Annotated in this window: 23 protein-coding genes; 14 read left to right on the forward strand and 9 right to left on the reverse strand. The window is 38.2% G+C overall.

Going from position 1 to position 21,865, the window contains the following annotated elements:
* Positions 1-5: 5 nt before the first annotated feature.
* On the forward strand, positions 6-656 hold the full coding sequence (gene pyrE, locus AC1M86_RS02825) for an orotate phosphoribosyltransferase (protein ID WP_481591958.1): 651 nt from the start codon (positions 6-8) through the stop codon (positions 654-656).
* A 182-nt stretch (positions 657-838) separates the two neighbouring features.
* Here the strand turns inward: pyrE and arsH are convergent, their stop codons facing one another.
* The 3 genes from arsH to AC1M86_RS02840 are packed head-to-tail and all read right to left on the reverse strand — an operon-like array spanning position 839 to position 2,908.
* The gene (gene arsH, locus AC1M86_RS02830) at positions 839-1,543 is read right to left on the reverse strand and encodes an arsenical resistance protein ArsH (protein WP_481607315.1); all 705 of its coding nucleotides are present in this window, start codon (positions 1,541-1,543) and stop codon (positions 839-841) included.
* A gap of 5 nt (positions 1,544-1,548) precedes the next feature.
* Positions 1,549-2,589, reverse strand: coding sequence for an ACR3 family arsenite efflux transporter (arsB, locus tag AC1M86_RS02835; protein WP_481607197.1), 1,041 nt, complete (start codon positions 2,587-2,589; stop codon positions 1,549-1,551).
* A 4-nt stretch (positions 2,590-2,593) separates the two neighbouring features.
* The gene (locus AC1M86_RS02840) at positions 2,594-2,908 is read right to left on the reverse strand and encodes an ArsR/SmtB family transcription factor (RefSeq protein WP_035264683.1); all 315 of its coding nucleotides are present in this window, start codon (positions 2,906-2,908) and stop codon (positions 2,594-2,596) included.
* An 82-nt stretch (positions 2,909-2,990) separates the two neighbouring features.
* On the opposite strand from AC1M86_RS02840, the gene arsC reads away from it, so the two are divergent.
* The 3 genes from arsC (at position 2,991) to AC1M86_RS02855 (ending at position 5,020) form a co-directional block, all read left to right on the forward strand.
* Positions 2,991-3,419 carry an arsenate reductase (glutaredoxin) gene (arsC, locus tag AC1M86_RS02845; protein WP_481607198.1) on the forward strand — a complete coding sequence of 143 codons (429 nt, stop codon included), beginning with the start codon at positions 2,991-2,993 and terminating at the stop codon, positions 3,417-3,419.
* A gap of 545 nt (positions 3,420-3,964) precedes the next feature.
* The gene (locus AC1M86_RS02850; protein WP_481607199.1) at positions 3,965-4,561 is read left to right on the forward strand and encodes a DJ-1/PfpI family protein; all 597 of its coding nucleotides are present in this window, start codon (positions 3,965-3,967) and stop codon (positions 4,559-4,561) included.
* Between the two features lie 60 nt (positions 4,562-4,621).
* Positions 4,622-5,020: an Imm63 family immunity protein gene (locus AC1M86_RS02855; RefSeq protein WP_481607200.1), complete on the forward strand. Its 399-nt coding sequence runs from the start codon at positions 4,622-4,624 to the stop codon at positions 5,018-5,020.
* Positions 5,021-5,097: 77 nt separating this feature from the next.
* On the opposite strand, the gene AC1M86_RS02860 is transcribed toward AC1M86_RS02855, so the two are convergent.
* The 5 genes from AC1M86_RS02860 to AC1M86_RS02880 form a co-directional block, all read right to left on the reverse strand.
* Entirely contained in the window at positions 5,098-5,541 is a 444-nt protein-coding gene (locus AC1M86_RS02860) for a selenium binding protein (RefSeq protein ID WP_481607201.1), read from the reverse strand.
* Positions 5,542-5,834: 293 nt separating this feature from the next.
* Positions 5,835-6,473, reverse strand: a complete 639-nt coding sequence (locus AC1M86_RS02865; protein ID WP_481607202.1) for a LysE family translocator — start codon at positions 6,471-6,473, stop codon at positions 5,835-5,837.
* A gap of 147 nt (positions 6,474-6,620) precedes the next feature.
* On the reverse strand, positions 6,621-7,232 hold the full coding sequence (locus tag AC1M86_RS02870) for an NAD(P)-dependent oxidoreductase (protein ID WP_092766521.1): 612 nt from the start codon (positions 7,230-7,232) through the stop codon (positions 6,621-6,623).
* 250 nt (positions 7,233-7,482) lie between these two features.
* Complete coding sequence (locus AC1M86_RS02875) at positions 7,483-8,418, reverse strand: hypothetical protein (protein ID WP_481607203.1); 936 nt, start codon at positions 8,416-8,418, stop codon at positions 7,483-7,485.
* A gap of 64 nt (positions 8,419-8,482) precedes the next feature.
* Entirely contained in the window at positions 8,483-9,040 is a 558-nt protein-coding gene (locus AC1M86_RS02880; RefSeq protein WP_481588798.1) for a hypothetical protein, read from the reverse strand.
* 218 nt (positions 9,041-9,258) lie between these two features.
* Here AC1M86_RS02880 and AC1M86_RS02885 point away from each other — a divergent pair, with 218 nt between their 5' ends.
* The 3 genes from AC1M86_RS02885 to gshB all read left to right on the forward strand — a co-directional run bounded on the left by AC1M86_RS02885 (position 9,259) and on the right by gshB (position 12,053).
* A complete protein-coding gene (locus AC1M86_RS02885) occupies positions 9,259-10,092 on the forward strand; it encodes a 2OG-Fe dioxygenase family protein (RefSeq protein ID WP_081403308.1) in 834 nt (277 codons plus the stop codon).
* Positions 10,089-10,982 (forward strand): LysO family transporter, encoded by an 894-nt coding sequence (locus AC1M86_RS02890; RefSeq protein ID WP_481607204.1) that lies wholly within the window; start codon positions 10,089-10,091, stop codon positions 10,980-10,982. The genes AC1M86_RS02885 and AC1M86_RS02890 overlap by 4 nt, the downstream gene beginning before the upstream one ends.
* 132 nt (positions 10,983-11,114) lie before the next feature.
* On the forward strand, positions 11,115-12,053 hold the full coding sequence (gshB, locus tag AC1M86_RS02895) for a glutathione synthase (RefSeq protein ID WP_035270267.1): 939 nt from the start codon (positions 11,115-11,117) through the stop codon (positions 12,051-12,053).
* Between the two features lie 19 nt (positions 12,054-12,072).
* Here gshB and AC1M86_RS02900 read toward each other — a convergent pair whose 3' ends face one another.
* Positions 12,073-13,290, reverse strand: coding sequence for an MFS transporter (locus AC1M86_RS02900; RefSeq protein WP_481586876.1), 1,218 nt, complete (start codon positions 13,288-13,290; stop codon positions 12,073-12,075).
* 393 nt (positions 13,291-13,683) lie between these two features.
* On the opposite strand from AC1M86_RS02900, the gene murG reads away from it, so the two are divergent.
* The 7 genes from murG to lpxC all read left to right on the forward strand — a co-directional run bounded on the left by murG (position 13,684) and on the right by lpxC (position 21,780).
* Positions 13,684-14,781 (forward strand): undecaprenyldiphospho-muramoylpentapeptide beta-N-acetylglucosaminyltransferase, encoded by a 1,098-nt coding sequence (murG, locus tag AC1M86_RS02905; protein WP_481607205.1) that lies wholly within the window; start codon positions 13,684-13,686, stop codon positions 14,779-14,781.
* Between the two features lie 15 nt (positions 14,782-14,796).
* The gene (gene murC / locus AC1M86_RS02910; protein ID WP_481607206.1) at positions 14,797-16,245 is read left to right on the forward strand and encodes a UDP-N-acetylmuramate--L-alanine ligase; all 1,449 of its coding nucleotides are present in this window, start codon (positions 14,797-14,799) and stop codon (positions 16,243-16,245) included.
* A gap of 55 nt (positions 16,246-16,300) precedes the next feature.
* On the forward strand, positions 16,301-17,230 hold the full coding sequence (locus tag AC1M86_RS02915) for a D-alanine--D-alanine ligase (RefSeq protein WP_035265835.1): 930 nt from the start codon (positions 16,301-16,303) through the stop codon (positions 17,228-17,230).
* Positions 17,231-17,233: 3 nt separating this feature from the next.
* Entirely contained in the window at positions 17,234-18,088 is an 855-nt protein-coding gene (locus AC1M86_RS02920) for a cell division protein FtsQ/DivIB (protein WP_035265833.1), read from the forward strand.
* A gap of 61 nt (positions 18,089-18,149) precedes the next feature.
* Positions 18,150-19,412: a cell division protein FtsA gene (gene ftsA, locus AC1M86_RS02925; RefSeq protein ID WP_035265831.1), complete on the forward strand. Its 1,263-nt coding sequence runs from the start codon at positions 18,150-18,152 to the stop codon at positions 19,410-19,412.
* A 163-nt stretch (positions 19,413-19,575) separates the two neighbouring features.
* Positions 19,576-20,754, forward strand: coding sequence for a cell division protein FtsZ (gene ftsZ, locus AC1M86_RS02930; protein WP_481607207.1), 1,179 nt, complete (start codon positions 19,576-19,578; stop codon positions 20,752-20,754).
* Positions 20,755-20,877: 123 nt separating this feature from the next.
* A complete protein-coding gene (gene lpxC, locus AC1M86_RS02935; protein WP_481607208.1) occupies positions 20,878-21,780 on the forward strand; it encodes a UDP-3-O-acyl-N-acetylglucosamine deacetylase in 903 nt (300 codons plus the stop codon).
* Positions 21,781-21,865 lie beyond the last annotated feature (85 nt).

The raw sequence follows: 21,865 nt of genomic DNA on the forward strand, positions 1-21,865 counted from the left end.
ACCTCATGACAGCGCAAGCGGCATTTAATCCACAAGCTTTTATCGAACTGGCATTATCACGTGGTGTGCTTAAATTTGGTGAGTTTACTTTAAAATCAGGTCGTGTGAGTCCTTATTTTTTCAACGCCGGTTTGTTAAATGACGGTGAAGCCTTAACTGGCTTGGCTTCTGGCTATGCAGCAAAGTTAACTGAATGTGATCACGTTGAAGTGATATTTGGCCCTGCATATAAAGGGATTCCATTTGTCGCTGCAACGGCTGTAGCATTGTCACAAAACCACGGTGTAAGTGTACCTTGGGGCTTCAACCGTAAAGAAGCTAAAGATCACGGTGAGGGTGGTGTGCTTGTGGGTGCTTCGGTAGAAGGTAAAAAGGTGTGGATCATTGATGATGTGATCACTGCGGGTACAGCCATTCGTGAAGTTGTGACCATTTTAAAAAATGCAGGCGCGCAAATAGCGGGTGTATTGGTTGCGCTTGACCGTCAAGAAAAAGGTCAGGGTGAATTGTCTGCGATTCAAGAAGTTCAAAAAGAGCTTGAAATTCCTGTGCATGCGCTTATCACAATGAAAGATTTAATGGATTACTTAGATGCTAAAGGCGACAAAGATGCTTTAGCGAAAATGGAAGCGTACCGTGTGAAGTACGGAATTTAAGACTTATAAAGTTCTACTTAATATTAATGTGAAACATTGCTTAATAAATAAGCGTGGAACGTGAAGAATCTATAAAAAAGCCCAGATCTATAGGTCTGGGTTTTTATATCGATATAAGTTGTTGATTTGTATTTAATAAAAAATCATTGCGTATAAGGTGTATTATGTTAATTTTAGGAAATCTAAATACTCTTTTGATTCACACGCTTTGAAAGCTCTTCTGCACTTTCTACACGTTCAGAGTAACGGTCAGTGAGATATGAGGACTGTCCCCTGGTTAAAAGCGTAAATTTATAAAGTTCTTCCATCACATCGACAATCCTCATGTAATAAGAAGAAGGCTTCATACGACCATCCTCTTCAAACTCTAGAAATGCTTTAGGGACTGAGGACTGATTTGGTATCGTGATCATACGCATCCAACGCCCTAAAATACGTAATTGATTTACAGCATTAAAGGATTGCGAACCTCCACAAACTTGCATTACAGCTAAGGTTTTACCTTGCGTTGCACGGATTGCACCCGCTGCTAATGGAATCCAATCAATTTGAGCTTTCAATATTGAACTCATTGAACCATGACGCTCAGGAGAACACCAAACCATGCCCTCTGACCATGCTAACAGCTCATGTAATTCTTTGACCTTTGGATGTTGCATATCACCATCTTCAGGCAGAGGTAGCCCTTTTGGATGGAAAATTTTAACTTCCGCACCAAAATATTCAAGAATTCGACCAGCTTCCTGAATAGCTAAACGACTATATGATCGATCACGATTTGAGCCATACAGAAGCAGTATTCTTGGAGGATGTTCAAGGTTTTTTGCCTGAACTTTTTCTAAAGTCGGTTTTTCTAAAAGACTAGGATCAATATTTGGTAGGTTCATTCGACTCATGCCTCTTTAAACACTTTTTTTCTCAGCCATAGCGAAACTGTCACTAAGGCAATCAATACAGGAACTTCAACAAGCGGACCAATCACGGTTGTGAAAGCCACAGGTGAAGCTAATCCAAAAGTGGCAATCGCTACAGCCAGTGCTAATTCAAAATTGTTGCCTGCCGCAGTAAAGGAAATAGCAGTTGTTTTAGGATAATCGTTACCCATCCACTTACTCATAAAGAAGCTGATGAAGAACATCGCAACAAAGTAAATTGTCAAAGGAATAGCGATTCTAAGCACGTCTAGAGGAAGGCTAATCACTTCACCACCTTTAAGACTGAACATGGCTACAATCGTGAATAAAAGGGCAATAAGGCTGATTGGGCTAATCTTTGGGATAAATTTATCCTGATACCAAGCCAAACCATTCTTTTTAACCAAAATCAGTCGGGTTAAAAACCCAAGTAAGAACGGAATACCTAGATAAATAAGAACAGCATGGGTAATTGTCCAAAAGCTCACATTAATGATTTGTGCTTCTACCCCAAAGAATGGTGGTAAGAAGGTTAAGAATAACCAAGCATAAGTACTAAAGAATAAGATCTGGAAGATACTGTTAAACGCGACTAAGGCAGCGACATATTGATTATCCCCACATGCCAGATCGTTCCAGACGAGGACCATCGCAATACATCGGGCTAAGCCTATGAGAATTAGGCCAGTCATGTATTCAGGATAGGCATATAAAAAAATGATTGCCAAACCAAACATTAAGCAAGGTGCTATTAGCCAGTTTTGAACGAGAGATAATGTAAGGGTTCGCTTGTCTTCAAAGACTTTAGGCAAAGTCGCATAGTCTACTTTGGCAAGTGGTGGATACATCATCAAAATAAGCCCTATTGCGATAGGGATATTCACTGAATTAATGCTTAATTGATCGAGTACCGCAGATGCTTGAGGAAAAAATACACCAATACCTACTCCTAATGTCATGGCAATGAAAATCCATAGCGTTAGATTTCGATCTAAGAATGAGAGCTTTGATCCGGACATTGAATTACTCGCATTGCATAGAGATAGATAAGTTGCTTGCAGGTTTATTCAGTACTTCATCATTTAAGACATTGAGCACTGCATTTACCCATTCTGGTAAATCAGGATTTAATCGGTAATACACCCATTGTCCCTTGCGCTCATCTAGCAAAATTGAGAGGTTACGGAGTAAAGCCAAGTGACGAGAAATTTTGGGTTGGCTCAGTTGTAAGATCTCTGTGATTTCACAAACACATACATTTTGTCTTGCTAAAATAATTTTTAAAATATCTAGACGTGTCGGGTCAGATAGGCATTTAAAGAAATCTGCTTGATCCATCATCTACACTCCAATATATGCTATTGCGAATATACGCATATCCATATATAAATGCAATATTATTAAGTTCTGAGTTAATCCAATGTCATCGAAAGTTAAGATCTATCACAACCCAGCTTGCGGAACATCAAGAAATACATTAGCTCTCATTCGAAATACAGGAGAAGAACCTGAAATTATTGAATACCTTCTTACCCCTCCGAGTAAGATTGAACTCATTAATTTAATTGAAAAAGCAGGGATTTCTGTACGTGAATCCATTCGTAAAAATGTAGAACCCTTTGAAACGCTCAAGTTGGATCAGCAGCACTGGACAAATGAACAACTTATTAATTTTATGGTTGAGTATCCAATTTTAATTAACCGTCCATTTGTAGTGACTGAATTAGGTGTAAAACTATGTAGACCATCTGAACTCGTTTTAGATATTTTGTCTGCGCCTCAATTAGGAGCTTTTATCAAAGAGGATGGTCAAATCATCATAGATAAAGATGGTAAGCGGATTAAATAAATCCCCCCATTTAACATAATAGAGCTTATGCGAAATGCAATCATAATAATCATTCAAAATCAATAACTTAAAAATATTTACCGACCCCGAAAAACAGCAAAAAGCCGACTTTGAAACATGTCGGTTTCTTTTTGAGCAATTTTGATACTTCTTGCCAATAAAATTGTTCAAAAAGTGATCAGAAACCGCAATTCCCTATAAGATATATGCCTTTTAAGATCAAATTCATCCCCAATTTCTGCGGACAACTTTTGGGATAAGTTTTAATCAATTTTGTACGCCTTGGCTCACATTCATTCAAGTATTTTGCGTCTATACCAATCCCCCTCAATTTTCTATGATGAACACATAGAGAGCAGGATGCTCCAGATAACAATAAGAAATCGTAGCAATGGAATATGCAGGTACGACAGGAGTTATACCAACGCATCAAATACGTAAAAAAGCCCAACAGGATGTTGGGCTTTTTTTATGTCTGAAAAAATAAGATATGCTAATTTTAACTATGAAGTAGCCGTATCACAGACCTTAAAAGGCTTAATTAAATGCATATAACTATTTTAACTTTTGATCAATTTAACGAACTCGATTCATTCATTGCTTTAGGAATTTTAAATCGAATTAAAAAGCCTGATTGGAAAGTCAGTATAGCTAGTGATAATAAATATATTCGTTCCATGAATGGAGTCTTAATAGAGTCACATTGTTCTTTAGAAGAAGCCAATGAAGCGGATGTAGTCCTTATTGGAAGTGGAATGAAGACACGAGAAATTGCAGTAGATCAAGACATAATGAGCCTACTAAATCTAGATCCAAATCGGCAACTAATAGGTGCTCAATGTTCTGGAACATTAATTCTTTCAAAACTAGGGTTGCTCAATAATATTCCAGCATGTACCGATGTCACTACAAAACCCTGGGTAATAGAGTCTGGTACATCAGTTCTAAATCAGCCATTTTTCGCTAAAGACAATATTGCTACAGCAGGTGGGTGTTTATCTTCTGTCTATCTAGCTAGTTGGGTAATTGCTCGACTAGAGGGAGTTGATGCTGCTAAGCAAGCTATAGATTACGTAGCTCCTGTAGGAGAAAAAGAATATTACGTTCTTAAAGCTATGAGCAATATTGACCCTTACCTTTAATTTCGCATAAGAGTTTTTATGTTAAATAGATATTAAGAACATTTGGAGAATCAAAGAATAATGCTTACATTTTTAGAAATTCAACGTAAGGTTGATCAAATTTGTGAAAAAATTGGGCTGGGAAAAAAAAGAGTTTGGCCCGCAGTTCAGAATGATGGAGCTCCATATGTATTAATCCATGAAAATAAATATTGGTATATTTCTGAAGAAAGAGGAGAAGTTTTTTTTGAAAAAACAACTAAGGATTTTGAAGAGTTGCTTTATTGGATAATGGATAATTTTATATCTAGCTATTCGTTTGAGTTTGAACTTAAGAATAGAACTAGAGGACAAGATTTCCGTCGACTCGCTTTTTCAAAACAAATTGAACTTTTTGGTTTAATCAGTGATCAATGGAAAGTAAAAAAAGAAAATGAGATAAAAAAAGTATTAGAAACAGCTCCTTTTAGAGATATTTGATTTATAAATATTTATTTTCAAGAGAATTAAAATATCTATGGAATTTCGCATAACAGCCATTATGTTAAATAGAGCAACTAGAAGCCTCTAAATTGATGCAATTTAGTTGCAAGTTCTTCATTCATCTTTATGAATTCTATTAAATATTCTTCAGTAAGTATCTCTTGTGTTCCATCTTTATGCTTAGTTGCTAGCATTTGATTATCTGGATCATCAGTAGTACCTGCTGGAGCTGTAATTTGAAAGCTATGTACTATTCGATTTCTTCTATCAACAATAGTACTAAAAAGTTTTGCAATAGTATCGTCAGAATTGGCAGTGATCGTCTGTTCAATATCATCATTAAGCCGACCTGATACTTTGTCTATAAGTTTATGCCATTCATATTGACCAGTCTGATCTACTCTTAAGATGTTTTCGATCACAAAGCTATTATTTGAATTAAATACGCAAATAGCCGTTCCTATAAGTTCTCTATATTTTTTTGATGGCAAAGCTTGACGTGTGTAATTCTCATACATGTTATTAATTCCTAAATTTAATTTTTTAAAGATTTTCTAAAATTAACATAATACACCTTATGCGAAATTCTTATCTGCATCACACAAATTACATTTTTACGTTATGCCCAACTTTTCATTCAGTTCTTGTTACCTCATCACTCAAGGACGATTTTGCCACGGTGGGGTATATCAAATGTATAACCTGATCGCAGGCAAGAATCATCTAATCAATGATTTTTATCTTCTGAATAAAAGACGATCATGGCGGGTTGCATCATTAGAAACCCCGGGAATAAATTCATTCATAAATTTTAGTTTAAATAAGTTAAAAGTGACTCATAAAAGAGCGCTGTGTGGAGTAACCCATACCCAGCAATGCTAATGAAGATCGCGCCACACAAGGCTAAGATTTTTGAATAAATACGTTGTTGAGAAATAGCGTTAAAACCTAAATAGACCAAAGATAGTACGACAAAATCTAGAAGAATCCATGTGATGATTAACAGCGACAAACTTAAATCTATATTTGGTGTAATTTGAATAAACTGCGGAAAAAAAGCAGTGAAGAAAATAATATCTTTTGGATTGGAAATTCCAACTAAAAACCCTTTGGAAAAACCGCTATCCATCGGCTTGATCTTTGAAGAGGCAGTTTGATTGTGCTGAAAAGTTTCTCTAAGAATTTCAAAACCTAAATAGCCAATATAAAGACATCCTAGGACTTTGATGATGTTGAAAATATGCTCATTAAAATGAAGAACACCCTTAAGTGCAAGAATTGAAAGCGCAATTAAACATAGTGAGGCGACATTAGTGCCTAAAATGGTTTGTAATGCTTTTCGATAACCACCTTTTGCACCTGCACTGGCCACCAAAATCATAACAGGGCCTGGAGTGGCAATCATAATAATGACAGTGAAAATATATAAAAAATACTCAAGATAATTCATGAAAATACTACTTTTTAAATTTTATTTATATAAATATTATAACCTCTTTAGATTTCATTCATCTCATTTATTTAAAATATCTCATAGAGCGAAATAAATAATAAAAAAGGAAGCCTAAGCTTCCTTTTTTAATAATATCATTGAATATTAATAACCTACGCTAAAGCGCTCTTGAATATGGTTATTATTTTCAAGCTCATCACTGAGCGCTACTGCGAAATCTTCTGCAGAGATTTTACTGCCTTCTTCACCAACGATAAGTTCATCTTTACCAGAGCGATATTCACCAGTTCGCTTACCAGGACCGAATTCCGCTGCAGGAGCAATAAAGGTCCAGTCAATGTCGTCCACTTGTTTTAACTTATCAAAGAACTGAATGCCTGCTTCCGCCTCAGCTTTATATGCATCAGGGAAGTCTTCTGTATCGATTACACGCACATTTTGATTTGGTACAGTTAAACCGCCAGCGCCACCTACAACAATATAACGTTTAACTTTTGATTCACGAATAGCATTAAGAAGTGAATTGATATCAAGACCTTGGAAACGTACTGCACTAATTACAGCATCTTGACCTTTCAGCTCATTTACAAGTGCTTCTTGATCATTTAAATCTAAATCTACAGTTAACACACGCTCTGTATCTGAAACTTTGCTTGTATTACGCGCAATCGCTTTAACGTAGTGTCCACGTGAAACAAGCTCTTCAAGAATACGAGAACCTGCCATGCCTGTTGCACCAATTAAAACTATTTTCATAATGCCCTCATTAAATTTATAACTATGATTATTGGAGTGCTAAATATTTAGTCATCACGATTAAAAAAATGAAATCATGAATGATTAAAATGTAATATTAATTTAGCTTAAAATAAAAAAGATTAATGTATTAAATCTATGTTGATTTATAGTTAAAATAGGAGTGAGAAGTTATTTAATTATTTTAAATGTAAATTTTATGTAATTATAAGCTTGAAAAATATTCATATAAAACCAGTCTAACTTTTATTTATTGTTGAAGTTGGTTTAAAGAAAATCGCCATATATCATTTTTATATCCATAGCTTTCATCTTTCGAGCTTGGTGGATGCTGTAAGATAAAATTATGTAGTTGCTTTTTTTGATCATTATTCAGAACTTCAACAATAGATGGTTGGTCGACAATTTGATTATTTAAATTCGCAATAATGTCTTCAATCATCTTCGGATTTTTATGCGCAAGTTGTTCTAAAGTTGTGTTATTTCCCTGACCATTTAGCAGATATTGAGAAAGAAATTGTGCTTCGTTTGGTGAGATAGAATTTTGTTGAAGAAGTTCTTGTACAAGATTGTGCTGAGTTTGGATAGATGCGGTATGCGGTAGGCTAGAAATAAGAACTTGTTTAACCTTTGGATCTAAATTTGGATCCTGAAAACGTTGCTCTAAAGCGTGACTAATTTTCTGTCGAATCAAATCATTTTCAGGTAGGGATTTTTTGAGTTCATGTTCTCGATCAGTCAGCAACATCGCATTATTCAGTGCGCCTATCGCTAAGCTTTGAATTTTAGGATTTTGATGTGTGAGAAATGGCAAAATTTGTTCAGTTGCTTCTAAAGGATTGAGAGAAGTAAGTTGAGTCAGGATTTCTTCTATTGCATTTTCATCATGCTGGTTTTGTTCAAGTAGCTGAATTAAATCATGTATTTTTTCTTCTCGATTCGCAGCAGATTGATCCAGTTGAAGTAACTTTTTTGCCCATACGGGTAGGTTAGTGTTGAGTTTCATATCTGCAGTATTTTCAGACAAGCTAGTCGCGCGATCTTCATTGCTTTTTAGCGTTGAAGTATTATTATTTTGATTTGATATACTTTGAGTCGTATCTGCTGTCGGTTTCAAATACATCCATAAAATTACTGCACAGATCACGAAGATCAAAATAACCAAAAAAATATTTTTCTTATTCATAATATTAAGCTGTCGTTGCCTTCAACATCAGAGATGTGAAGGCAATATAATGGGAATGATTTATTTACACTCGTGTAATTGTGAGTAAGCTACTGTTGAAAGTTCCACGCGGTGTGCTTCCTCCTAGATTACCATTACCTGTCTGAGTGTAGAGCCATTTCGTAAAGCTGTCACATCGGAACGTTCCCTTTTGCCATGTATATTTGCTACAAGCACCGTTGGAGTTATATTGTGAACAGACTTGCACAGCTGGGTTCGGTGTTGCTGAATACAGCGTGTAAGCGACATGAGGTCGTTGCTGATTTGAAATCGCAGTGATTTGATTAGCAGCAGATGAGTAAGGAGATTTATATCCAAAACTTGTTTTGGCCTTTGCTCCCCAATATTTTGTAGTTTTAAATCCACTTAAGCTGACATATTCAATCACATCTACATATGCCGTTTTGTTCATGACTTGAACAATATTGTTTGAACTTACATATACACCTGTATGCCCTAATGCACCAACAATTGGAACGTTGAGGTCTCGACCGAGTACATCACCGACTCGTGTAGGATTGCCTGCTGCTAAAGTAACTGAACTGATAGTGAGTAAACATAGTGTAGAAATTATTTTAATCATGGACTTGTACCTATTGTTGGAATATTAAGTCCTGTTAGTTTTATTCAACGATGTTAACGTTTGATGTAATTCGTATTTGAAGTTGTAACAATAATTTTGTAATTTTTCTTAATAATTTAATTTGAAATAGTAATATTATTTTGTGAGTAAACCTTAATAAAAACGTAATAATTTTAGCGTAACTATGATATTTATTTAGTTATTCTTAAGGATTAATTGTGCTTGATCAATTAGACGCTAATACTGAATCGTATAGCAATTTGACTGCTATAAAACATCAAGAAATTGATTTGAAGAATACCTTCAAAGCAAAAGGGTATCTACATTATAAATCTATAGAGGTGGATCATTTTTCTAAACTATTACTAGCTAAAGAGTTTGAAAAACTTGAAAAAGATCCTTTTGCACCTACACATACTCAAAGGTTTAGAAGATACGGAAATGCCTTAATTTTACCTTGGGAAAAAGATCTTAAGCCTATTTGGTTGCCGACAGTGCGTGATAATATAGGGCAGGAGTTATCTGGATATGATCAGGGAGGGAACAATCCCGAGCATCAGTCGATTCGTTATTTTAACGCGTTGAGCCAAGAAGCTAAATCTACGCAATATCTTAATGATTTGATTGTAGATGATTATCAACTTACTTTTGGTTTGGAAAATGCCTATCTGCCAATTTACGTGGGTGTCCATTTTGTCAAACTGCGTTCAACTCATGCCGATCAGCTAGGAATTAGTTCGCCTAATTGTTTTCATCAGGATGGTGAGCCATTCACATTTGCTCATTTGTTTTATAGGAGCAATAACATTGAAGGAGGTGAAAACTTTATTGCATCACCTCAGGAAAGAAATAAGCGTTTAGATGAGGTAAATAATTATAATATTTATCAAAAATTTACGTTGAGACAAGCTTCTGAAAGTTTTGCTGTACACGATCCAGCAGTTTCACATTATGTATCACCTATTAGAAAAATAGATCAAGGCACAAATGCTGAGGCTGGTGAGCGCTGGATGATTTTGATTGATTTCTCTCTTACAAAGCAAAAAATATGATTCAAAATTTAATAATTTCGCTTTTACCTATTCTCATTTCTCTTATATTGGGTTGGGGCATAGGTAAAGCTGCAAACGTTCAAGTTCGCAATATATTGGTTGGTCAAATTACGTTTTTGGTGTGGTTGCTCCTCATCTCTATAGGCTTTCAATTTGGCAGTGTCTTGTTTGATAAAGATCTTGGTTCAAAAATATTAATTGAAGCTTTTATTTATTCTACAGTGTTAAGTGTGATTACCTTTGGACTTTTATTTAATCGTAGCCACTTTAAGGCTGAGCACCAAAAATCATTCAAGGATATGCTCAAACCTATTACCGAATGCTTGATTGCGATTGGAATGGTGTTGATCGGGATGGGGCTATATTGGCTATTACCCAAGACTTTATCAGGGGAAATATTAAGCGCGATACTATTGTATGTGTTGATTTTTTTAATCGGAGTGGATTTGTCTACGATTAAAATTCAAGCCCTCACTATGAATCATATTAAAGTGCCATTTTTTTCAATCATTGCACTATTTATTGCGGCTTATTTGACGAGTCATATCATGACTCAATCTTTTGTCGAACTCGTTGTGATGGGGAGTGGATTTGGTTGGTTCTCTCTTTCTGGTCCTTTAGTTGCTAAAGTTTTAGGACCTGAGCAGGGAACTTTTGCTTTGATCACAGATCTTGTACGAGAGTTTTATGCGATTGCATTGTTGTATTTATTAGGTCAGCGTTATCCAAAGCCAATCATTGGTGTATGTGGTGCCACGGCGATGGACTCGACTTTACCCTTTGTAAAAAACAATTGTTCACCATTAGATGTACAAATTGCAATTCTCAGTGGATTTTTCCTGACGCTCATTGCGCCGTTTTTTATTATTTTTTTTAGTAGTTTGATATGAATCCAAATTCTAGTGCTCAGCAGAAATAGGAAAGAGCTTCTCTGAATTTATACAATTGATCCTTTGATAGATCAGTAGATCGTTCACTAAACTTCGTTATAATCGCTTCATTGATAAAATAGAGAACAGATCATGCGCGTACTTGTGGTGATGGATCCCATCGAAAATGTAAACCTCAAAAAAGATTCGACCATGGCAATGCTTTGGGCTGCTGCACGTCGCGGTCATGAGTTAGGGTATGCACTTCAGGAAGATTTATATATCGATCAAGGCAAAGCTTTTGGTTTGATCTCACCACTTAAAGTGTTTGAGGATTATAATCATTACTATGAACTTGGTGAAAAACAGAAAGAATCTTTAGCCGCATACGATGTTGTACTCATGCGTAAAGATCCACCTTTTGATATGAACTTTGTTTATACAACTTATATTCTGGAACAAGCGGAACGTGAAGGTTCCTGGATTATCAATAAACCTCAAAGTTTGCGAGACTGTAACGAAAAGCTGTTCGCTACACAATTTCCAGAACTGCAGGTTCCGACTTTGGTAACTTCACAGCAAAGTTTAATCCGAGAGTTTATTGCTGAACATCAAGATGTGATTGTAAAACCGCTAGATGGGATGGGCGGTATGGGGATTTTCCGTTTAACTGCTGCAGGGGCAAATATCGGTTCAACTTTGGAAATGTTGACTCAAATGGGGCAGCAACCGATTATGGCGCAACGTTATATTCCTGAAATTGTGGATGGAGATAAGCGTATTCTGATGGTCAATGGTGAGCCAATTCCATATTGTTTAGCGCGTATCCCACAAAATGGTGAAACGCGAGGTAACCTTGCTGCTGGTGGGCGTGGTGAAGCACGTCCGTTGACTGAAAATGATAAGGTGATTGCTGCTAAAGTTGGACCATTCTTGCGTGAGAAGGGGCTGGTATTTGTTGGTCTTGATGTCATTGGAAACTATGTAACAGAAATTAATGTGACTAGTCCAACGTGTATACGTGAAATAGACGCACAATTTGGTACTTCTATCGCAGATACATTATTTGATGTTTTGGAAGCTGGACGTTAGCTGATCTGCAAAAAAGAGCCTAAATAGGCTCTTTTTTTTGCGTATATATTTTAAATAAATAATAGCTGGTCAATAGTCCTAGGGTGGAAAGACTTACGGTAACCCATGCGGCATTGGACCACTGGTGAGAAGACGAAACGAGAGCTGCTGTTGCTGGGGGAACAAGGAACTGCGCACATGCAGAAATTTGCAGCACTAAGCCCATACTGGATGCTGCTGCATTGACCTGTGGTGCGTATCTAAGCGTATTGGCAAAGACGGTCGTCGGAATAATGCCACCGATAAAAGAAAACAAAATAGCGCACAAATATTGCAACTCAAAAATCAACCAATAGGGTTGTGAAAATACAACCCAGCTACATAAAATTAGACTTAAAAAACTAAATTGAAGTAATTTAAAAGGAGATATGCCTTTTTGAAGTAATACGCCTGCGCCAAAGGTTCCACCTAAGTTAGATAATACAACCATTGACACCAAAATTCCTGCAAGCTTTAAATCCATATTGAATGAGACATAAAGACTGGGTAAAAAACCTGTGAGTGTGATCCATTGACTGGTATAGCAAGCAAAGATAACGGCTAGACAGAGAATGGGTGGATGGGTCACGGTGACTTTAACAATAGATAAAAAAGAGTTGGAGGTTGATGTGCTCAGTGCCTTTGTCGTTACAGTGGTTTGCTTATCGTCATAACGTAAAAAATGGTAAATCATCAAGGCAACCAGCCAACAAAAGGCACCAAATAATGCCCAAATGTGTTGCCAACTGAGCCATTCGAGTAATACAGGGATGGTCAAAATAGCAAGACTAACCCCAACTCCCATATAAGAACTCCATAACCCCATTTTAAAATTCATGGTTTCAGGCGTGCTTAGGCGTTTTAAAATTGCGGGAGCGCAAAGACTAATGGTGAGAAATCCAATGCCTTCCATAAATCGAAAAAAATAAAGGCTAATACTATGATCAATCCATAAGCCTGCAAAACTACTCATCCCCAATAGAATGAGTGCAAAAATAAGACATTTTTTGAGTCCTATTTTCTCAGATACAGCACCAATACACAGGGCAAATAGCATTCCAGCACCTTGAACCAGTGATAAGGATAGGCCTGCTTGGGTGAAACTTAGATTTAAATCTTTTTGAAGAATTGGAATAACAGCAGAAAGTTTACCGACATGAATTGCAGCAAGGTAGCCTGCCAAAATAATCCAAATGTCATAAGATGATATTTTTGACATTTGCGTTTAAAAATCCTTTTATTCGCGAGCTGAATCTCAATGAGATATAGCAATATCATAAATAGAACTATTGCCTCATACCATTTAGACATAAGTTTATATCCAATATGGTGGTAGCGCAGATACGAAGGAACAATAGAGCCAATACTGTGGTGGTTTTTAATGTGCACATTAATCATTATTTTGGTGCGTTATAAACTAGATCGAATGGTAAAATACATAAAAAAGGCACACCTCATAATAAATCTAGTTTAAACTCTGAAATCATATGAAAAAAACAATTAAAGGGTCCGTGAAAAAAAGTAAATAAACTTTCATGGATATACGATTGTGATTACAATTGATGCCTTATATAAAATTTTCTGTTAGCTCTTAGATTTGAAGAATTAGACCGTGACACAAGCTCAGCATAAACAACCTAAACATGTCATGATGATGGCTGCAGGTACAGGTGGACATGTATTTCCTGCCCTAGCAGTTGCTCAGGAATTACAACAGCAAGGTGTCGAAGTGTCATGGTTGGCAACGCCTTCAGGTATGGAAAACCGCTTGCTTAAAAATCACCAAATTCCAATTTATCAAATTGATATTCAGGGTGTGCGTGGCAATGGAATCGTCCGTAAGCTGCAAGCCCCTTTTAAAATTTTAAAAGCAACGCTTAGCGCAATGCGCTATATGAAACGATTAAACGTAGATGCAGTCGCTGGTTTTGGCGGTTATGTTGCAGGTCCTGGTGGTTTGGCTGCGCGTATTCTTGGTATTCCTGTCATCATTCATGAGCAAAATGCAGTAGCGGGTTTCACCAATACCCAATTGGCTCGTGTTGCTAAAACGGTCTGTCAGGCATTCCCGAAAACATTTCCAGAAAATCATAAAATCGTGACTACAGGTAATCCCGTACGTAAGGAAATTTCTGCGATATTGAGCCCTGCTTGGCGATATCAAGAGCGAGAAAAAGCCAATCAGCCTATTCGAATTTTAATTGTAGGCGGCTCTTTGGGCGCACAAGCATTGAACGAGCGCGTACCCGAAGCACTGAAACAATTAGATGTTCCTTTAAGTGTTTATCATCAGTGTGGTCAAAATCATGCTGATAGCACGCGGGCACGTTATGCCGATGCTCCTGATCATTTACAGGTAGAAGTTCAACCGTTTATTGAAAATATGGCGGAAGCCTATGCCAATGCCGATCTTGTAATCTGTCGTGCTGGTGCACTGACGGTCACTGAGATTGCTACTGCGGGTGTTGCAGCCGTATTTGTACCTTTGCCAAGTGCAGTAGATGACCACCAAACCGCGAATGCCAAATTCCTAGCAGATATTAATGCTGCAAAAATTTGTCCACAAGCGACACTCACTCCTGATTCATTAAAAACAGTTTTATTGCCACTCATGAACCGTACATTGTTGACGGAAATGGCTGTTAAAGCACGTCAACAAGCTCAACCAGATGCAACTCAGCGTGTGGTTGGTTTAATTCAAGATTTGTAAGTTTTAGAGAAAATTATGTCTTCAACGAACCCAGCTGATAAAGCAAAAAACCTGATTAAAATTCCTGAAATGCGCCGTATCAAGCATATCCATTTTGTGGGTATTGGTGGTGCAGGAATGTGCGGGATTGCGGAAGTCTTAAAAAACCAAGGCTATAAAGTTTCAGGGTCGGATATTAAAGCCTCTAAAACCACTGCACAGCTTGAAGAAAATGGCATTAAAGTTCATATCGGACACGCTGCTGATAATATTAAGGGTGCGAATGTATTGGTTGTATCGACTGCGATTGACCAAGAAAATCCAGAAATTAAAGCAGCGATTGAAACACGTATCCCTGTAGTTCGTCGTGCGGAAATGTTGGGCGAGTTGATGCGTTACCGTCATGGTATTGCGGTTGCAGGTACACATGGTAAAACCACAACGACAAGTTTGGTGACCTGTATGCTTGCTGAAGAAAACATGGATCCGACATACGTGATTGGTGGTTTGCTTAATCGCTCTGGAGTAAATGCTGCTTTAGGTGCGAGTCGTTATATTGTAGCTGAAGCAGATGAATCTGATGCTTCATTCCTATATTTAGAACCAATGGCCGCTATTGTTACCAACATTGATGCTGATCATATGGATACTTATGGTGGTAGCTTCGATGTGTTGAAAGATACTTTTGTTCAATTCTTGCAGAAACTTCCGTTCTACGGTTTAGCCGTAGTGTGTGGCGATGATCAAAATATTCGTGAAATCATGCCACGTATTGGTCGACCTGTTTTAACTTATGGGTTTAACGAAGATAACGATATTCGTGCTATAGATGTGGTACAAGAAGGGATGCAATCACATTTTACAGTGCTTCGTAAAAACAAAGAGCCACTCAAGTTAACCATTAATATGCCTGGTTTGCATAACATCCTTAATGCGTTAGCTGCGATTGGTGTGGCAACTGATGAAGGTGTATCTGATGCTGCAATCGCTCGTGCTTTAGAAAGTTTTAGTGGTGTAGGGCGTCGTTTCCAAATTCAAGGTGAATTTGAGTTAGGTGATGGAACGGTCAAACTGGTTGATGATTATGGTCACCATCCAAAAGAAGTTGAAGCAACGATTAAAGCTGCGCGTGCAAGTCATCCTGATCGTAGACTTGTGATGATGTTCCAACCTCACCGTTTTAGCCGTACACGTGATTGTTTTGATGATTTCGTTGATGTCTTGTCACAAGTCGATCAATTACTGCTATTAGAAGTATATTCTGCAGGTGAAAAGCCGATTGTTGGTGCAGATAGTCGCTCATTGGCAAGAAGTATCCGATTGCGTGGTGATGTTGAACCAATCTTGATTGATCCAGTAGAAGGGAATTTGCCAAATGTGATACAAAAAGTGTTACAAGCAAATGACTTGTTATTGACTCAAGGTGCGGGTAACGTTGGAGCAATTTCAATTGAGCTTGCTCAGAACCAGCTCTATTTAAAATAATCGTCGTTTGATGATTTGGCTAAATTGAAAATTTTATAAGTTTAAGGAACTAAACGTGTCAAATGCTTCTAAATTCGGCAAAGTTGCTGTATTGCTTGGTGGTAAATCTGCAGAGCGTGAGGTGTCATTAGATAGTGGTAAGGCTGTACTTGAAGCATTGGTACGTTCAGGGGTGAATGCAGAGGGTTTTGACCCTCAAGAACGCAGTGTGACTGAACTGGTAAATTACGATCGTGCATTTATTGTGTTACATGGTCGTGGTGGAGAAGATGGTCAAATCCAAGGCGCATTAGAGTGGTTAAATATTCCATATACTGGAACTGGTGTGCAGGGGTCGGCTATCGGAATGGATAAAGTAAAGACCAAGCAAATTTGGCAAGGTTCTGAACTTCCTACAGCGCCATACCGCATTGTTTCTAAAGATACTGATGCACAAGCACTCGTTGCAGAGCTTGGATTACCACTGATTATCAAGCCCGTGCACGAAGGCTCGAGTGTGGGCATGAGTAAGGTTGAGAAAGCAGAGGATTTAGCTGAAGCAATTAAAAAAGCGACTCAACATGATGCCGTGGTCATGGCTGAGAAGTGGATTACAGGTCGTGAATTTACGATTTCATTTTTAAACGGTCAACCATTACCAGTCATCCGTTTACAACCTCCAGCTGATGTAGCCTTTTATGATTATGAAGCTAAATACCAACGTAATGATGTTGAATATGGTATCCCTTGTGGTTTGAGTGAAGCTGAAGAAAAAAGTTTACAAGCGCTTTGCTTACGAGCGTTTCAAGCTGTTGGGGCAAGTGGTTGGGGTAGAATTGATGCTATGCAGGACGAGCAAGGTCAATTTTGGCTGCTAGAAGTGAATACTGTTCCAGGCATGACCAGTCATTCATTGGTACCAAAAGCAGCTCAAGCAGTAGGTTATAGTTTTGAAGATTTGTGTTTGGCTATTTTAGAGCAAACCTTAGCGAAAGAATCACACTAAGTTATGGCTCAACTACCTCCATCGATGCGTCGCAAACGTGCGGCGATTACATCGATTCATGACAAACCACCGACTCGCAAAGAGAAAATGATTAATGCGGGTGGTTGGGTCATGCTTATTTTTGCATGTTGTGTACTTTTGGTCGGGATTTATGGCTTATATAGCGTCATGACCAGTGCAAAGGTAGCATCTTTGGATGTGGTTGGTCTGCAAGCCGAGCCTGAAATTAGTCAAGTAAAACAGCAGTTAATGCCTACCATTACAGGCAATTATTTTACTGCTGATCTTGAGCAAATTCGTGATAAGGCATTAGAGATTTCTTGGGTAGATCGAGTGGTCATCTCTAGAGCTTGGCCAGACGGTATTAAGGTTCGTGTTATTCCGAAACATCCGATTGCACGTTGGGGAACAGGACGTCTGTTAAGTGATCAGGGTGTGGTGTATACAGAGGCATATTCTAGAAATCACGCTAATTTACCACTTATGCATGGTCCGTCAGATCAGTCAAAAGTCATGATGAGACGTTATCATGAAATTAATCAACTGTTTAGTCCAGTTAATCTGCGTTTGAAAGAGCTATATTTAACAGATCGTCGGACATGGTTTATGCAGTTCGATTCGGGTTTACGTATTATTGTGGATCAGGATCAGACCATGAGCAAACTGCAACGATTGAGTCACTTATCTCAAGCAGATCTGAAAGTGGTTTGGCCAAGAGTTTCAGCGATTGACTTACGTTACCGAAATGGCTTGGCGATTCAATGGAAAAATGCGACACCACCAAAGATTATAAATGGTCAGTTTGTTGTAACCATTAATGACATTAACATTGCAGATTCAAGAGTTGCAAAGCCATAATACGTGGCTTTAAAAATAGGCATAAGCCAGATATAAACAATGAAGAAAATGGTAGTGAATCATGAATGAGGCTGTTCCCTCAGTTGTTGCGATAGACATTGGGACACATAAAGTTTCAGTTCTAATTGGTAAAGTGCATGCGCCGGATAATATCCAGGTCATCGGTATGGCGACTGCGCGAAATAAAGGCATGAACAAAGGAAAAATTGTTAGCCTTGAAAAAGTGATCTCTGCGATTAAGAATGCGGTACAAGAAGCAGAAGATATGGCGGAGTGTCGTGTGCATTCAGCATGGGTATCGATCCCGAGTACAGAACTGCAAAGTGCTTATGCGACAGGCCGGACACCGATTTCTAATCCAGAACGCACCATTACGACTTCAGAAGTGGTTAAAGCTTTAGAAATGGCAAAAGCCAGTCATTTAACTTCTGATCATTATCTTGCAAGTGCAGTCCCATTGGGTTTTGAGTTGGATGATTCACCTGAGTGGGTGCATAATCCAATTAACCTTTCAGCAAATAGCATGACGGCGCATTATCAACTCATGATGCTACCAATCAGCACCATGCAAAATTTAGATCGTGCAATGAAAGGCGCCAATATTTTTGTCGAAAAGATGGTGATTTCATGTTTAGCAACGGCTGAAGGTGCATTGCTGAAAGATGAAAAAGAGTATGGTGTATGCTTATTGGATATTGGGGCTGGTACAACCAATATTGCAGTTTATATTGAAGGTCATTTAGTGCTAGCACACACCATTCAACGTGGTGGTGAAAATGTAACGCGTGATATCGCCGCAGTATTGCAAACGACGACCGAAGAAGCTGAACGACTCAAATTGCTTTACGGTTGTGTTGATTTACAGCAAGTCAAACCTGAACATATGATCGAGTTTGAAGCGATCGATGGTCCTCAAGCGATCAGTCGGATTGAGCTATCAGAGATTATTATTGCACGTTACGAAGAAATTCTTTCTATGGTGCGTGATGAGTTACAACAACGTGGTGCGCTACAAAGTTTATATCACGGTGTAGTTTTAAGTGGTGATGCATGCCAGATTGAGGGTATGATCACATTATCACGTCGTATGTTGGGTGTTTCTGCTCATTTAGGCAACCCTCCGCTACAAGTATATGCGGATGATCAACATTTACCTGCATTAAGACGTTCAATGTATTCTACCGCAACAGGACTGCTGTTATTTAGTCAAAGCGATTTACAAGAATCAGTCGAGCAACCTGAAGAAGTGAATAAGCGTCCATTATTAGAGCGCATAGCGAATGGTTGGAATGCGTTTAATAACAAATTGAAAGGTATTTTTTAAGTTTAGTTTTTAAGGGAGTATTGTTTGCAACTTGTAAGAGCAACTTCATGTGCTTGACAAGAATGTGATTGCAACGCATCCTAAAAACAAATTTTTATTATTGAAGATCAAGGCAGTATACGGGCTTAAGTGACTGCCAAATTTATTAGGAAAAGTTAAGGTCATGGCTTCATTTGAATTTTTAGAAGATGAACAAACCGATAATAACGGTCAAGCCCGTTTTACTGTGTTTGGTGTTGGTGGCGGTGGTGGTAATGCCGTACAACACATGGTGCAATCTGATATCAAAGGCGTGAAATTTGTTTGTGCAAATACAGATAAACAAGCTTTGGATCGTATGAATGCGCCATTCAAAATCCAATTGGGCCAACAAAGTACGCGTGGGCTAGGTGCAGGAGCAAATCCTGATGTCGGTCAAATTGCAGCAGAAGAAAGTCGCGAATTAATCCGTCAGCATCTGGAAGGTGCAGATATGGTATTTGTTACTGCCGGCATGGGTGGTGGTACTGGTACTGGTGCAGCACCAGTCGTGGCTGAAATAGCACAAGAAATGGGTATTTTGACGGTTGGTGTTGTCACCACTCCATTTAACTTCGAGGGTCGTCGTCGTCAACGTTCTGCTGAAAAAGGGATCGAAGAACTTGAAAAGCATGTTGACTCATTGATTATCATTCCAAACCAACGCCTACTTAGCGTTTATGGTGATATCTCGATGCAAGATGCTTATCGCAAAGCGGATGATGTCTTGCTTAACGCGGTACGAAGTATCTTTGATTTAGTTGTGCGTCCTGGTCATATCAACCTTGACTTCGCCGATTTAAAAACAGCGATGAGCACACGCGGTTATGCGATGATGGGTGAAGGTAAGAGTAGCGGTCCAGATCGTGCTGAAGATGCAGCGCGTCTTGCGATTCGCAGTCCGTTGCTTGACAACGTAAATATTATGAACGCGAAGGGTGTTTTAATTAATATCACTGGCGGTAATGATGTTACCTTGCGTGAAACTGAAATTATCACAGATGTTGTCAATCAAATTGTTGATCTGGATGAAGGTGAAGTCTTCTTTGGTACAGTATTTGATCCAGATGCGCGTGATGAAATCCGTGTTACTGTGATTGCGACAGGTTTAACTCGTAATGCGAATGAAACGGAAGTGAAGCGCCGTGCGCCAGTGAGTGTAAACCCATCAGTTGGTGGACAAGCTGCTGCTTTGGATGAAGATGATGTTCCAGCAATCAGTAAACGTCAGAATCCAGAGAGTGTAGCCCCTGAGCCTTCTGCGGCGCCTCGATCTGCACCAATGAGCATTCAAGATTATCTTAAAAATCAACAGCGTAAATAACATGTAACATAATGTGTTTACGATGATCAAACAGAAAAGGTGGCGCTTATGCCACCTTTTTGATTTTTATCAATGGCTAAATGTGCTAACGTATACTAGATTTTAGATGAATATTGAAGAAACATGTTGAAACAACGCACCCTGAAACGAGTCGTGAAAGCGAGTGGTATCGGATTACACAGTGGGCAAAAAGTAATGATTAACTTTGTACCACATGTAGCTGATGGGGGTATTGTTTTTCGTCGTATTGATTTAAATCCGCCTGTAGATATTCCTGCTAATGCGATGCTGATTCAAGAAGCATTTATGTGTTCGAATTTGGTACAAGAAAATGCCAAAGTTGGGACTATCGAACATATTATGAGTGCGATTGCAGGTCTTGGTATTGATAATCTGATTATTGAAGTATCAGCTTCAGAAGTTCCAATTATGGATGGAAGCGCCGGTCCATTTATCTATTTACTCATGCAAGGTGAGTTGATGGAGCTAGAAGCGCCTAAAAAATTTATAAAAATATTAAAGCCTGTAGAAGCATTAATTGACGATAAGCGCGCTATTTTTAATCCGCATGATGGTTTTCAACTTAATTTTACAATTGATTTCGATCACCCAGCCTTTGCCAAAGAATATCAGTCTGCCAGTATTGATTTCTCAACGGAAACATTTGTTTATGAAGTCAGTGAGGCACGTACTTTCGGCTTTATGAAAGATTTGGATTATCTTAAGGCGAATAATTTAGCTTTGGGTGCTAGTTTAGAGAATGCAATTGGTGTTGATGATTCAGGTGTCGTGAACGAAGAAGGCTTACGATTTGCTGATGAATTTGTACGTCATAAAATATTGGATGCGGTGGGTGATCTTTATTTACTCGGACATCAAATTATTGCGAAGTTTGATGGTTACAAATCTGGACATGCACTCAATAATCAACTGCTTCGCAATGTTCAGAGTGATCCATCTAATTATGAAATTGTAACATTTGATGACGAAAAGTCTTGTCCAATTCAATATGTAAGTGTGATCTAAGTCATTGTCTTCAGGTTAAATGTTATAGTGTAACATTGTTAAGTGTGACTTAATTCGCCTTTAAAATAGTGAATGACGTTTAAAT

The sequence above is a fragment of the Acinetobacter sp. ANC_7654 genome (genome assembly GCF_056779855.1).

What these genes read in the sequence shown, in the direction of transcription:
- lpxC (WP_481607208.1), top strand. Translation starts at nt 20,878, where the DNA reads ATGTTGAAACAACGCACCCTGAAACGAGTCGTGAAAGCGAGTGGTATC.
- AC1M86_RS02920 (WP_035265833.1), top strand. Translation starts at nt 17,234, where the DNA reads ATGGCTCAACTACCTCCATCGATGCGTCGCAAACGTGCGGCGATTACA.
- AC1M86_RS02860 (WP_481607201.1), bottom strand. Translation starts at nt 5,541, where the DNA reads ATGTATGAGAATTACACACGTCAAGCTTTGCCATCAAAAAAATATAGA.
- ftsZ (WP_481607207.1), top strand. Translation starts at nt 19,576, where the DNA reads ATGGCTTCATTTGAATTTTTAGAAGATGAACAAACCGATAATAACGGT.
- AC1M86_RS02875 (WP_481607203.1), bottom strand. Translation starts at nt 8,418, where the DNA reads ATGAATAAGAAAAATATTTTTTTGGTTATTTTGATCTTCGTGATCTGT.
- AC1M86_RS02870 (WP_092766521.1), bottom strand. Translation starts at nt 7,232, where the DNA reads ATGAAAATAGTTTTAATTGGTGCAACAGGCATGGCAGGTTCTCGTATT.
- pyrE (WP_481591958.1), top strand. Translation starts at nt 6, where the DNA reads ATGACAGCGCAAGCGGCATTTAATCCACAAGCTTTTATCGAACTGGCA.
- AC1M86_RS02880 (WP_481588798.1), bottom strand. Translation starts at nt 9,040, where the DNA reads ATGATTAAAATAATTTCTACACTATGTTTACTCACTATCAGTTCAGTT.
- AC1M86_RS02855 (WP_481607200.1), top strand. Translation starts at nt 4,622, where the DNA reads ATGCTTACATTTTTAGAAATTCAACGTAAGGTTGATCAAATTTGTGAA.
- murC (WP_481607206.1), top strand. Translation starts at nt 14,797, where the DNA reads ATGTCTTCAACGAACCCAGCTGATAAAGCAAAAAACCTGATTAAAATT.
- AC1M86_RS02840 (WP_035264683.1), bottom strand. Translation starts at nt 2,908, where the DNA reads ATGGATCAAGCAGATTTCTTTAAATGCCTATCTGACCCGACACGTCTA.
- gshB (WP_035270267.1), top strand. Translation starts at nt 11,115, where the DNA reads ATGCGCGTACTTGTGGTGATGGATCCCATCGAAAATGTAAACCTCAAA.
- arsB (WP_481607197.1), bottom strand. Translation starts at nt 2,589, where the DNA reads ATGTCCGGATCAAAGCTCTCATTCTTAGATCGAAATCTAACGCTATGG.
- arsC (WP_481607198.1), top strand. Translation starts at nt 2,991, where the DNA reads ATGTCATCGAAAGTTAAGATCTATCACAACCCAGCTTGCGGAACATCA.
- AC1M86_RS02900 (WP_481586876.1), bottom strand. Translation starts at nt 13,290, where the DNA reads ATGTCAAAAATATCATCTTATGACATTTGGATTATTTTGGCAGGCTAC.
- arsH (WP_481607315.1), bottom strand. Translation starts at nt 1,543, where the DNA reads ATGAACCTACCAAATATTGATCCTAGTCTTTTAGAAAAACCGACTTTA.
- AC1M86_RS02865 (WP_481607202.1), bottom strand. Translation starts at nt 6,473, where the DNA reads ATGAATTATCTTGAGTATTTTTTATATATTTTCACTGTCATTATTATG.
- AC1M86_RS02850 (WP_481607199.1), top strand. Translation starts at nt 3,965, where the DNA reads ATGCATATAACTATTTTAACTTTTGATCAATTTAACGAACTCGATTCA.
- ftsA (WP_035265831.1), top strand. Translation starts at nt 18,150, where the DNA reads ATGAATGAGGCTGTTCCCTCAGTTGTTGCGATAGACATTGGGACACAT.
- AC1M86_RS02890 (WP_481607204.1), top strand. Translation starts at nt 10,089, where the DNA reads ATGATTCAAAATTTAATAATTTCGCTTTTACCTATTCTCATTTCTCTT.